This is a genomic window from Actinoplanes lobatus (genome assembly GCF_014205215.1).
GTDB lineage: Bacteria > Actinomycetota > Actinomycetes > Mycobacteriales > Micromonosporaceae > Actinoplanes > Actinoplanes lobatus.
The window spans coordinates 2518164-2530512 of sequence record NZ_JACHNC010000001.1 but is presented as its reverse complement, the minus strand read 5'-3'; the positions used below and the strand labels follow the sequence as shown (position 1 = coordinate 2530512).

The following is a 12349-nucleotide window of genomic DNA, read 5'->3' as shown; positions in this document are numbered from 1 at the left end:
GCATCAGTCCCAGTTGAGTCCGCCACGCCGCCATACGTACGCGTAGGCGATGAAGACGGTGAGGATGAACAGGACCATCTCCACGAACCCGAACAGGCCGAGCGCGTCGAAGGACACGGCCCACGGGTACAGGAAAATGGTCTCGATGTCGAAGATGATGAAGAGCATCGCGGTCAGGTAGAACTTCACCGGAAACCGCCCGCCACCGATCGGTTGTGGCGCAGGCTCGATCCCACACTCGTAGGCGTCGAGCTTCGCCCGATTGAAGCGCTTCGGCCCGACGATCGGCGCGATGGACACCGAGAACAACGCGAAGAGGGCGCCGAGGATCAGCAACCCGACGATCGGGACATAAGGGTTGATCGTCATGTCTACTCCCGTACGACTGTTAGCCGCTTCACACTAGTTACTTAGGTTGTGCTGTCCTTTGGTCGGGGGTGCCCTAATTCGTACTGACCGTGGTCAGACGGAGGGCGCCACCTTGGTCAGTCCATTGATGATGCGATCCATGGCGTCGCCACCCCGGGGGTCGGTGAGGTTGGCCAGGAGCTTGAGGACGAACTTCATGAGCAGCGGCTGCGGCATGCCGTATTTGGTGGCCAGCCGCATGATCTGCGGATTGCCGATCAGCTTCACGAAGATCCCACCGATCCGGTAATAGCCACCGAATCGGAGACTCAATTCGGCGGGGTACGCCCGGAGCGCGCGCTCGCGCTCCGGTCCGGCCGGCCGGGCCAGGGCTTGCACCGCCACCTCGGCCGCCATCTCACCGGACTCCATCGCGTACGCGATGCCCTCGCCGTTCATCGGGTTGACCATGCCGCCGGAGTCACCGACCAGCATCACCCCACGGGTGTAGTGCGGCACCCGGTTGAAGCCCATCGGCAGCGCGGCGCCCAGCGTCGGACCGTCCGCATTGGCCTCCTCGCGCAGTCCCCACTCCTCCGGAGTGCTGCCCAGCCAGTCGGTGAGCAGATTTCGGTAGTTGGTCTTACCGAAGGCGTCCGAGGAGTTCAGGATGCCGAGACCGGCGTTCACCCGTCCGTCACCCAGTCCGAAGATCCAGCCGTAGCCGGGCAGGAGCCGGCCGGGGTTCTGCGCGCTGCGCAGCTCCAGCCAGGACTCCAGGTAGTCGTCGTCCGCCTTCACGGCCGAACGGTAATAGCGCCTAACCGCCACGCCGAGGGGCCGATCGTCCCGCTTGGCCAGCCCGAGTGACAGGGGGAACTTGCCGGACACGCCGTCCGCGGCGATCACCAGGGGGGCTCGGAAGGAGACCGGCTCACGATCCGGGCCGGACTTCGCCTCGACGCCGATCACGTAGCCGTCGTCGTCGGTCACCGCTCCGGTGACGTTCACCCCGGTGCGCAGGATGGCGCCGGCCTCCACGGCCTGCCGGGCCAGCATGTCGTCGAAGTCCATCCGGGTACGGACGAGACCGTAGTTGGGGAAGCTGGCGAGATCGGGCCAGTCCAGTTCCAGCCGGACTCCGCCGCCGATCACCCGCAGACCCCGGTTATGCAGCCAGCCGGCCTTCTCCGAGGTGTCGATACCCATCCGGATGAGCTGGCGGACCGCGCGCGGGGTGAGGCCGTCACCACACACCTTCTCGCGCGGGAACTCGGTTTTCTCGAGCAGTAGAACGCGTACGCCGTGGCGAGCCAGGTGATATGCCGCCGCGGAGCCACCGGGACCCGCTCCGACCACGATCACGTCCGCCTCGTCTATGACGGACCCACTCGGGTGGTCGTTCACGGTCCAACCTCCGTCTCGCCCGGACGCTCGTGAATTAGTTCACAAGCATGCCTCGGTCGGAGTGTAGGCCGACTATCGAAGATCTTTGCGCTTAGGTTCCCCTAATTGTTTCCAAAGGACTATCGTCCCTGCTCAGGGGCAGGGAGGACCCGGTCCGCCACGCCGAGCGCCGGCCCGTCCAGGTGGTCGCGGATAGTGCCGCCCATCGCTTGGTCGAGCGCCACGATGAGCCCCTCCACGAGGTCCTGGGCAAGATCGGGATCCTGTGCCGCGACCCGGCGGAGCCGCGCGGCCAGCTCGGCTGCGCGGCGCGCGTCCGCCTCTCCCTCGTCGATCGCGAGGTCGATGTCGGTGTCGTCGAGTTGTCCGAGATCAGTCATGACTCGAACTAAGCAGCACATTCGCTGCACTGTGGGCGGAATGCCGTATTTACACCCGGGTGGCGCGGTGCAGGGCCACGATCCCACCGCTCAGGTTGCGCCAGCCGACCCGGTCCCACGGCCCGGCCGCGGCGATCCGGTCCGCCAGACCCTGCTGGTCCGGCCAGGCACGGATCGATTCGGCCAGATAGACGTACGCCTCCGGGTTGCTCGACACACCCCGCGCCACGACCGGCAGCGAGCGCATCAGGTACTGCATGTAGACCGTCCGGAAGGCGGCGTTCGTCGGGTGGCTGAACTCACACACCACGAGCCGGCCGCCCGGCCGCGTCACCCGGGCGAACTCCCGCAGCGCGGCGCCGGTGTCCACCACGTTGCGCAGTGCGAAGGAGATCGTCACCGCGTCGAAGACACCGTCCGCGAACGGCAGCCGGAGCGCGTCCCCGGCCAGCAGCGGCACCTCGGCCCGGACCCGGCGGCCGGCCTGGAGCATGCCCACCGAGAGGTCCGCGCCGACCGCGAACGCCCCGGACCGGCCCAGCTCCTCGGTGGAGATCCCGGTGCCGGCGCCCACGTCCAGCACCCGCTCGCCGGGCCGCAGCCCCAGCGCTGCCCGGGTGGCCCGGCGCCAGCTCCGGTCCTGCCCGAAGGAGAGCACGGTGTTGGTGAGGTCGTAGCGTTTCGCCACGCCGTCGAACATCTCGGCGACCTCGTGCGGCTGCTTGTCCAGATCTGCGCGCGTCACGAGGTCAACTCTCCCAGGCCTCGTTCACAACAGCACGGGCGGGATGGTTTCCCATCCCGCCCGCGCCTTGTGCGTTATATATACGACCGTCGTCGGTCGGGTCCGAATGCTCGTCACCGACGCGATCGCGCTGGCGACGTATGAGTGTTCCGTTGCCTTACAAGGGCAACGTAACCAGCAGCAACGACCCGGTACAGGCAACCGGCGGGCTCGTTACGAAGGAGCAACCCAGCCTCGCCGGTCCGACGATCCGAACCTGGCCGAACGGACGACTGCCACCCCCTGAAGGGGCCAGTTATCAGCTCGCCTCGACCAGCGGAAGCTGCTTGCGGACCCCGCCACCGGGCAGCGCGATCGAGGAGAAGTGCGAGACCACGCGGTCGTCGGTGGGGTCGTCCGCGGCCGTCCGGTGCACGGCGAGATGGCTGTACCACGTGTCCCGCCACGCCGGGACGCGGTCCGCGGTGCGGATCATCGAGATCAGCTCCTGGAGGTTCGACCGGTGCTTGGCGCCGGCCGAGGAGATCACGTTCTCCTCCAGCATGATCGAGCCGAGGTCGTCGACACCCATGTGCAGCGAGAGCTGGCCGATGTCCTTGCCGGTGGTGAGCCAGGACGCCTGGAGGTGGGCCACGTTGTCGAAGAAGAGCCGGGAGACCGCGATGAAGCGCAGGTACTCCATGGTGGTGGCCTGGGTGCGGCCCTTGAGGTGGTTGTTCTCCGGCTGGTACGTCCACGGGATGAACGCGCGGAAACCGCCGACCTCGTGCGACTGCTCGACCGGGACGTCCTGGTAGCCGTTCGCCACGGCCAGGTCCTGCACCTCACGGATCATCCGGATGTGCTCGATGCGCTCGAAGTTCGTCTCACCCGTACCCATCATCATGGTGGCGGTGGACGAGAGGCCGTGCCGGTGCGCGATGGCCATCACCTCGAGCCATCGCGCGCCGCTCTCCTTGAGCGGCGCGATGGCCTTGCGCGGCCGCTCGGGCAGCATCTCGGCGCCGGCGCCGGCGATCGAGTCGAGCCCGGCCGCCTTGATCCGGATCACCGCCTCCTCGATGGAGACGCCGTCGACCTTGGCCATGTGCAAGATCTCACTCGGGCCGATCGAGTGGATGGCGAGCTGCGGGAACGCCTGCTTGACCGAGGAGAAGAGATTCTCGTAGTACGCCACCCCGAACTCGGGATGGTGCCCACCCTGGAGCATCACCTGCGTGGCGCCCAGCTCGACCGCCTCGCCGGCCCGGTGCAGGATCTCCTCGATCGGGTGCGCCCAGCCCTCCTTGTGCTTCGGGGCCCGGAAGAACGCGCAGAACTTGCACGCCGTGACGCACACGTTGGTGTAGTTGATGTTCCGGTCGATCAGGTACGTGACGATGCCGTCCGGATACCGGCGGCGCCGGACCGCGTCGGCCGCCTCGCCCAGCGCGTGGAACGGGGCCTCCGTGTAGAGCAGCAACGCCTCCTCGGGCGTGATGCGCCCACCGTCGGCTCCGCGCTGCAGGATGCTGTCGATCTCCGGATTCGCGGTCACGTCAGGAAGCGTACGTCCACCGGGCATGGGCCGTCAGCGGCGAGGGTCACCGGGGACCGGCCGTCCCGATCAGCGCGGCCAGGCCGTCCAGCACCCGGGCGAGCCCGAACTCGTACGCGTGGCCGGGCTCGTAGGCCGCGCCCATCGCGGACCCGGCGGCGGCCCCGACCCGGGTGGCGGTCGGGTACCGGTGCTGGTCGAAGACCAGCTCGAAGACCGGTCCACGCTCCTGCCACCACTCGAAGTCGGTGCTGCCGGCCCGCGCCTCCGCAGCCCGCACGTCCGCCTCCGACCGGGCCGCGGCCTGCACGAATCCGATCAGAAAGGTGAGCGCCGCGTCCCGCGTCACGTCGTCCAGCCCGCAGTCGTCGAAGGCGCGCAGCTCGTGCTCGTACTTCGCCATCAGGCCGGGGCCCAGCGGCGGGCGGCTGGCCGGGAGGGTCGCCGCCCACGGATGGGCGGTGTAGAGCCGGCGATTCTCCGCGGCGACCGCGGCCAGGCGCTCCCGCCATGGTCGTTCCGGGTGCCCGTCCCGGGGCATCTCCAGGTAGAGGCGGTCCAGCATCAGGTCGAGCAGGGCGTTCTTGTCCGGGACGTACGTGTAGAGGGTCATCGGCACCACACCCAGCTCCTGGGCGACGCGGCGCATCGACACCGCGTCCAGGCCCTCGGCGTCGGCCAGCGCGATCCCGGTCCCGACCACCCGGGCGACGGTCAGACCCGGGCGGCGGCCACGTCGCTTGCCCTCCGGCTCGCCGTCCGGGAACCAGAGCAGATCGATGGTGCGGCGGATTTCGGCCACGGGTGGCACTCCTTTCCTGTACGACGTATTGTGTACGGCGTACAAGTAACAGCTTCGGGGAGGCGCCATGCAGATCACCTCGTCCGCCATCTCGCTCACCGTCGACGACGTCCCGGCTTCCAGCAAGTTTCTCGCGGACCATTTCGGCTACGCCGTGCGGATGTCGGCGGACGGTTTCGCCTCGCTCGGCCGCGACGACGGCGGCGTCGACCTGGTCTTCCTACGCCGCGGCATCGAGGTGCTGCCACCCGCGCTGCGCCAGGTGCACACCGCCGGCACGATCGTCGCCTTCGTGGTCGACGACCTGGAGTCCGAGCAGACCCGGTTGCGGGCCGAGGGGGTCGAGCCCACGCTGCCCATCCGTGAGGAGCCATGGGGTGAGCGCCTCCTTCTGGTGACCGACCCCAACGGTGTCGTCTACGAGTTGGTGGAGTGGGCGGACCGATAGGTTCGGTCTCGCGGATCGTTCAAGGGGGTGGCAGTGCTCGTCGTTCACGGCGGCTGGGTGGCCGGGGCCGGGCGCCCGGGCCGATTGATCATCTGGGCCGAGGACCCGGCTCTTCCCACGTCGTCGGCGTCGCGGGCGCGGTCACGTCCACACCCGTTCGCGGCTTCCGTCGAAGCGCTCCGGCAGGTGGTGCCCGGCGCGGAGGGCGGGTCGCTGGCGCTCACCCTGCCCGGGAGCGGTCGTGGCCCCCTGCCGTCGCCCGAGACCGGGCTGGAGGCGGCCACCCGCGGGATCAAACTGGGCCCGTGGACGGTTCCGGCGCTGTCGGTGCCCGGTGACGCGGCCATGGCGGTCCTCGGTGAGCTCGCCGACCCCGATCCGGACGGTCCCTGGCTCGCCGGGCCGTCGCTGCGCTATCTCACCCTGCTCGCCGGTTACGCCTGTGACCTGGCCGGGCGCGGGCGGATGCTGCCGCAGCTGGCGGTCGAGGCCGGGATGCCCACGGCGCGCTGGCGGCCGGTGCTGACCGGGTCCGACACGGCCACCTTCCGCGACTTCGCGGCCGGCATGCCGCCGGTGGTGCGGGCCGCGGGGGACGGCCAGGCCGTCGGGCGGACGGTGCGGGACGCCCTGGAGTCGCTGCTGGACGGGGCGGCCCGCGCCACCCTGCCGGAGCGGTTCATGGTCGGCCAGCGGCCGGGGCCGAAATCCGCCCTGCCGGACCGCTGGCTGGCCGCCCTCACCGGCGCCGATCCGGCGCTGCCCGGTGCCGCCGACGCCGACGTGCGCGACCTGCGCCGCGCGCTCGACGACTGGATGCGCGCGGCCAACGAGGCCCACGGCCCGATCCGGGTCAGCTTCCGCCTCTTCGAGCCGTCTCCGGAGGCGCCGCCCGGTGAGGACGGGTGGTTCCTGGAGTTCGCGTTGCAGTCGGCCGAGGACCCGGGTCTCTACCTGCCCGCCGAGGATCTCTGGGAGGGCGACCGGTTCCCCGGGCTGCCGCGGCGGCCCGACGAAACCCTGCTCGCCGGGCTGGGCCGGGCCGTCCGGCTGTTTCCCCTGCTGCACGTGGCACTGCTCGAGCAGCGACCGTCCGCCATGCCGCTGACCACCGGCGAGGCCTACGACTTCCTGCGCCAGGCCGCGCCGCTGTTGCAGGCGGCCGGGTTCGGTGTGCAGCTCCCGTCGTGGGCCGGCCGGAAGGCGGTCGGGCTGAAACTCACCACGCGCACCCGCTCCAGGTCCGGAGCCTCGTCGCGGGCCGTGGCGGATTCCGGTTTCGGGCTCTCCGAGCTGGTCGACTTCCGGCTCGATCTGGTCATCGGCGACGGGGCGGTGACCGCCGAGGAGCTGGCCGAGCTGGCCCGGCTCAAGGTGCCGCTGGTCCGGGTCCGCGGCCAGTGGGTGGAGCTGGACGCCCGTCAGCTCAAGGCCGCGCTCAAGGCGGTCGGGGAGCGGCGGGAGGGCCAGCTCACCGCGGGCGAGCTGTTGCAGCAGGTGGTCGACGGCGGCGACGAGGACCTGCCGTTGGTCGAGGTCGACGCCGACGGCGACCTCGGTGACCTGCTCTCCGGTCAGGCGGCCGAGCGGCTCAGCCCGCTGCCGACACCGGCCGGGTTCCAGGGGGCGCTCCGGCCCTACCAGGAGCGGGGCCTGTCCTGGCTGCACTTCCTCGGCCGGCTGGGCCTCGGCGGCATCCTGGCCGACGACATGGGTCTGGGCAAGACCGCACAGACCCTGTCGCTGCTGCTCACCGACGAGGGCTCACGAAGCCTGCTGATCTGCCCGATGTCGCTGGTCAGCAACTGGCACAAGGAGGCCGGCCGGTTCGCGCCGGGCCTGCGGGTCCACGTGCATCACGGCGCCACCCGGATGCGCGGGACCGAGTTCGACGAGGCGGTCGCCGGGGCCGACCTGGTCATCACGACGTATGGCACGGCACTTCGCGACCTGGAGACGCTGCGCGGTGTGACGTGGAGCCGGGTGGTCTGCGACGAGGCGCAGGCGATCAAGAACAGCGGGACCAGGCAGTCGCAGGCGGTCCGCGCGATTCCGGCCCGCACCCGGCTGGCGCTCACCGGCACCCCGGTGGAGAACCATCTGGCGGAGCTGTGGTCGATCATGGATTTCTGCAATCCGGGGCTGCTCGGGCCGGCGAAACGGTTCCGCCGCCGATTCCAGGAGCCGATCGAGAGCCGGCAGGACGAGGACGCGACCGCCGCCCTGAAACGGGCCACCGGTCCGTTCGTGCTCCGGCGCCTCAAAACCGACAAGACCATCATCTCGGACCTGCCGGAGAAGAACGAGATGAAGGTGTGGTGCTCGCTCACCCCCGAGCAGGCCACCCTCTACCAGGCGGTCGTCGAGGACATGATGGCCGAGATCGAGAGCAGCGAGGGCATCCAGCGGCGGGGCAACGTGCTGGCCGCCATGATGAAGCTCAAGCAGGTCTGCAACCACCCCGCCCACCTGCTCAAGGACGGCTCCCGGCTGCCCGGCCGCTCCGGAAAGCTGGCCCGGCTCGAGGAGCTGGCGGACGAGATCATCGAGGACGGCGACAAGGCCCTGATCTTCACCCAGTACGCGGAGTGGGGCACGCTGCTCCAGCCGTACCTGACGGCCCACACCGACCGGCCGGTGCTCTGGCTGCACGGCGGCCTGAGCAAGGCGCGGCGCGACGAGCTGGTCGAAAGGTTCCAGACCTCCGGCGAGCCGATGCTGTTCCTGCTCTCGCTCAAGGCCGCCGGCACCGGCCTCAACCTGACCGCCGCCAACCACGTCGTCCACTTCGACCGGTGGTGGAATCCGGCGGTCGAGGACCAGGCCACCGACCGGGCGTTCCGGATCGGGCAGTCACGCGACGTTCAGGTCCGTAAGTTCATCTGCACCGGCACCCTGGAGGAGAAGATCGACGCGATGATCGAGCGGAAGAAGGCCCTGGCCTCCTCGGTCGTCGGCACCGGCGAGGAGTGGATCACCGACCTCAGCACCGACCAGCTGCGGGAGCTGTTCTCGCTCGACCCGGCGGCGGTGCGCTGACATGCCCTTCGACAGGTCCGGTCAGTTCTACGAGGCGGCCCGCCCGATCGAGGTGGACGGCGGCCTGAGCGTGCGGTCGAAACGGGGCAAGATCGGCGAACAGTGGTGGTCGCGCAAGTTCGTGGACGTGCTGGAGGGTGTCTGCGACGCGGGGCGGCTGGCGCGCGGCCGGGCCTATGCGCGCAAGGGCCAGGTGATGGACTTCGCCCTCGAGCCGGGGCGGGTGCTCGCCCGGGTGCAGGGGTCGCGCCCCCGGCCGTACGAGGTGTCGATCCGGATCACCGCGTTCGACGAGGCACGGTGGGCCGACGTGGTCGACGCGCTCGCGACCCGGGCGCTGTACCGTGCCGCGTTGCTGGCCGGCGAGATGCCGCACGAGATCGTCGACCTCTTCACCGAGCTGGGTCTGCCACTGTTCCCGGATCGGCTGGACATCGGCTGTTCCTGCCCGGACTGGGGTGTTCCCTGCAAACACGGCTCGGCGGTGCTGTACGTGCTGGCCGAGGCGTTCGACGACGACCCGTTCCTGGTGCTGGGCTGGCGGGGCCGCGGCCGCGACGAGTTGCTCGACGCGCTGCGCGGCACTCCCGAGCCGGAGGAGACCGTCGACCCGCTGGCGGTCGAGGAGGAGCCGCTGGACGCCCGGCTGGCCGACTTCTACTCCCCCGCCATCAGCCTGGGCCGGCTGCGGGAACGCCCACCCCGGGGTGGGCTGCCACCGGAGCTGCTGCTGCGGGCGCTCGACCCGCCACCGATCCGGGTCCGGCATGTGCCGCTGGTCGACGTCCTCCGGCCGGTCTATCGCGACCTGGGCGCGGCGGAGGGGGAGGAATGAGCGAGTCCGCCCGCGGGGCCGCGCCCATCGTGAACCGATCGTGGGCGAGTCCACGATGGACGCGGCGGCTTGTCACGCTACCGGGCTTCGCCCGGTTCCGCCTCCCCACAGGGTGACCTCAAGCCGGATATCCGTCACCACCCGTGCTCAATGCACAACTACCGATATCGGAGCACCGCATCATGAGTGAGATGACCTATCGCCGGCTGGGTGACTCGGGCCTGGTCGTGTCCGCGATCGGGATCGGCTGCAACAACTTCGGCCGCAAGCTGGACGCTGACGGCACCCGTGAGGTGGTCGACGCCGCAATCGACGCGGGGATCACCCTCTTCGACACCGCGGACATCTACGGCACCCCGCACGGCATGTCGGAGGCGTTCCTCGGGGCCGCGCTCAAGGGCCGCCGGGACGAGGTCGTGCTGGCCACCAAGTTCGGCATGAACATGGAAGGGCTCAACGGGAGGGACTTCGGGGCGCGGGGCTCGCGACGGTACGTCGTTCGTGCCGTCGAGGCCTCACTCCGGCGGCTGGAGACCGATCACATCGACCTCTACCAGATGCACGAACCGGATCCGGCCACCCCGATCGACGAGACCCTGGCCGCCCTCGACGACCTGGTCCGTTCCGGCAAGGTCCGCTACCTGGGCAACTCGAACTTCTCCGGATGGCAGATCGCCGACGCCGACTGGACCGCGCGGACCGGGAGCCTGACCCGGTTCGTCAGCGCGCAGAACAGGTACAGCCTGTTGAACCGCGGCGTCGAGGCCGAGGTGGTGCCGGCCTGCGAGCAGTTCGGGCTCGGGCTGCTGCCCTTCTTCCCGATCGAGTCCGGCCTGCTGTCCGGCAAGTACCGGCGCGGTGAGCAGGCTCCCGCCGGGACCAGGATGTCGCAGGAGCGCTACCGCCCGTGGCTGGCCGACGCCGACTGGGACACCATCGAGGCGCTGACCGCCTTCGGGGCCGAGCGCGGTCGCACCCTGCTCGAGGTGGCTGTCGCCGGCCTGCTCGCCCGGCCGGCGGTGGCCAGCGTGATCGCCGGCGCCACCACCCCGGAACAGGTCCAGGCCAACGCCGCCGCCGGCACGTGGGACCTCACCGCCGCCGACGTGGCCGCCCTCGACGCTCTCCTCGACTCGTAGCAGCGCCACGGACAGCGCGCGTCGGGCGTACCCGGAAATGGTGAAGGCCGGGCACGCGGAAAGCGTGCCCGGCCCGGAGAGAGTGACTACTCGGCGACCGTGATGATGCGGCGGCGCCGAGCCGCCCGGAAGGCGATGAAGCCCGCGCCCAGCAGGACCGCGCCGCCGCCGGCGATCAGACCGGCCGGGGCGCCGGTGATCGGGAGGCCGCCGCCGGTGCCGCCCGAGGTCAGCTTGACGGTGAGGGCGGCCTTGTTGTTGTCCTTCTTCTTGTCCTGCACGCCGCCGTTGATGCTGACCGAGCCGGCCTTGTGCTCGGCCACGTCGAGGATCTCGGCGGAGAGGCTGAACAGGTAGCGGCCCTTGTTCGGGACGCTCTCCACGACCAGGCAGACCAGGTCGGTGACCTGGGCCAGGTCGGTCACGGAGTCGTCGATCTCGGTGAGCGAGGTGCCCGGCAGGCAGCGCTCGTCGATCTTCATGAGCTCGATGCCGGTCGGCAGCTTGATGTGCGCGTACTGGAGCGAGGTGATGCTCGGCGGGATGGTTCCGGAGGGGCCCAGGTTGCGCAGGCCCACCTCGGCGGTGCGCTCCTCGCCGATCTCACCGGTGAAGGAGCCGCCGACGGCCGCGGTCTCCGCCGTCGACTTCGGCACGGTCACCGAGAAGAACGTGTAGTTGTCGTCCTCGTTGAGGTCCTCGGCGACCTCCGGCTCCTCGGCGGAGACCGACGAGACGGCCTCCATCGACAGCTCCTTGCCGGCGGCGCCGGCGGTGCGCTTCGTGAAGTCGAAGACGTACTTCTCGGTGAGGCCGATCGCGGCGACGTAGACCGGGTACTCGAACGGCCCGGCGGCGTCCGACGGCACCTTGACCCGCAACGGCGTGTTCTTCGGCAGGGTGAAGGCGCCCCCGCCGGCCAGCGGCTCGTTGAAGACACAGACGAAGCCACCGATCTCGGTGTCCTGCTCGCAGTTGCGGTAGTTCAGCACCGGCGTCACCCCGTACGGGGCCATCACCACCAGACCGAGGGCCGCGACGTCCTTGTTGCCGGTGTTGCGGACCAGGACCGGCACGTCGGCGCTCTTGCCGTGGGCCAGTTTCAGGTCGGCGATGTCCTCGACCTCGAGGTCGACGCCACCCTTGTCGGTGCGGACCACGGTGATCGACATCTCGTCGCTGGGCTGCTCGCCGACCGTCGTGCTGAGCGCGATGGTCTTGGCCGGGTCGGCGGCACCCGCCGCGGCGGCCGGCTTGAGCGTGAACTTGACGCTGCGCCGCTGACCCGGCGCCAGGTCACCGATCGTGCAGGCGGTGGCGTCGCAACCGGTGGGCGCGGTGAATCCCAGGTCGGCGCTGATCGGCTTGGCGGCGCTACCGAACGTGAGAACCACGTTCTTGGCGGCGACCTCGCTGAGGTTGTAAAGGTCGAATTTGACCGTCTTCGACTGACCGTTGATCACGGTCACCGTTTCCGGGCTGAAGATGCCGACATAGGGCACCTCGACCTCTTCCGCGGCCTGAGCCGGCAAGGACAGGCCGGTGACGGCCAGCCCGGATGCCGCAGTGGTCAGGGCAAGACGGCTGAACAGGGCGCGCAGTCGCATGATCACCGATTTCGAACTGGTGCGGCCGGCCAGAGAGCCGGCCACGGAAAAGTTCGAGGATC

Annotated in this window: 11 protein-coding genes; 4 read left to right on the top strand and 7 right to left on the bottom strand. The window is 69.8% G+C overall.

Annotated features, from left to right (window positions below; all coding sequences use genetic code 11):
* Positions 1–3: 3 nt before the first annotated feature.
* The 6 genes from BJ964_RS11670 to BJ964_RS11645 form a co-directional block, all read right to left on the bottom strand.
* On the bottom strand, positions 4–369 hold the full coding sequence (locus BJ964_RS11670) for an NADH-quinone oxidoreductase subunit A (protein WP_203737666.1): 366 nt from the start codon (positions 367–369) through the stop codon (positions 4–6).
* Between the two features lie 93 nt (positions 370–462).
* Positions 463–1755, bottom strand: a complete 1293-nt coding sequence (locus BJ964_RS11665; protein ID WP_188120693.1) for a geranylgeranyl reductase family protein — start codon at positions 1753–1755, stop codon at positions 463–465.
* Between the two features lie 119 nt (positions 1756–1874).
* Positions 1875–2135, bottom strand: coding sequence for a hypothetical protein (locus tag BJ964_RS11660; RefSeq protein ID WP_188120692.1), 261 nt, complete (start codon positions 2133–2135; stop codon positions 1875–1877).
* A 49-nt stretch (positions 2136–2184) separates the two neighbouring features.
* Entirely contained in the window at positions 2185–2880 is a 696-nt protein-coding gene (locus BJ964_RS11655) for a demethylmenaquinone methyltransferase (RefSeq protein ID WP_188120691.1), read from the bottom strand.
* A 298-nt stretch (positions 2881–3178) separates the two neighbouring features.
* A complete protein-coding gene (gene mqnC / locus BJ964_RS11650) occupies positions 3179–4417 on the bottom strand; it encodes a cyclic dehypoxanthinyl futalosine synthase (protein WP_188120690.1) in 1239 nt (412 codons plus the stop codon).
* A gap of 46 nt (positions 4418–4463) precedes the next feature.
* Complete coding sequence (locus BJ964_RS11645; protein WP_229806895.1) at positions 4464–5219, bottom strand: TetR/AcrR family transcriptional regulator C-terminal domain-containing protein; 756 nt, start codon at positions 5217–5219, stop codon at positions 4464–4466.
* A 67-nt stretch (positions 5220–5286) separates the two neighbouring features.
* Here BJ964_RS11645 and BJ964_RS11640 point away from each other — a divergent pair, with 67 nt between their 5' ends.
* The 4 genes from BJ964_RS11640 (at position 5287) to BJ964_RS11625 (ending at position 10680) form a co-directional block, all read left to right on the top strand.
* On the top strand, positions 5287–5667 hold the full coding sequence (locus BJ964_RS11640; RefSeq protein WP_188120688.1) for a VOC family protein: 381 nt from the start codon (positions 5287–5289) through the stop codon (positions 5665–5667).
* Between the two features lie 33 nt (positions 5668–5700).
* Positions 5701–8706, top strand: a complete 3006-nt coding sequence (locus BJ964_RS11635; RefSeq protein WP_188120687.1) for a DEAD/DEAH box helicase — start codon at positions 5701–5703, stop codon at positions 8704–8706.
* Position 8707: 1 nt separating this feature from the next.
* Positions 8708–9541, top strand: a complete 834-nt coding sequence (locus BJ964_RS11630; protein WP_188120686.1) for an SWIM zinc finger family protein — start codon at positions 8708–8710, stop codon at positions 9539–9541.
* A gap of 191 nt (positions 9542–9732) precedes the next feature.
* A complete protein-coding gene (locus tag BJ964_RS11625; RefSeq protein ID WP_188120685.1) occupies positions 9733–10680 on the top strand; it encodes an aldo/keto reductase in 948 nt (315 codons plus the stop codon).
* 86 nt (positions 10681–10766) lie between these two features.
* On the opposite strand, the gene BJ964_RS11620 is transcribed toward BJ964_RS11625, so the two are convergent.
* A complete protein-coding gene (locus BJ964_RS11620; protein WP_188120684.1) occupies positions 10767–12287 on the bottom strand; it encodes a COG1361 family protein in 1521 nt (506 codons plus the stop codon).
* Positions 12288–12349 lie beyond the last annotated feature (62 nt).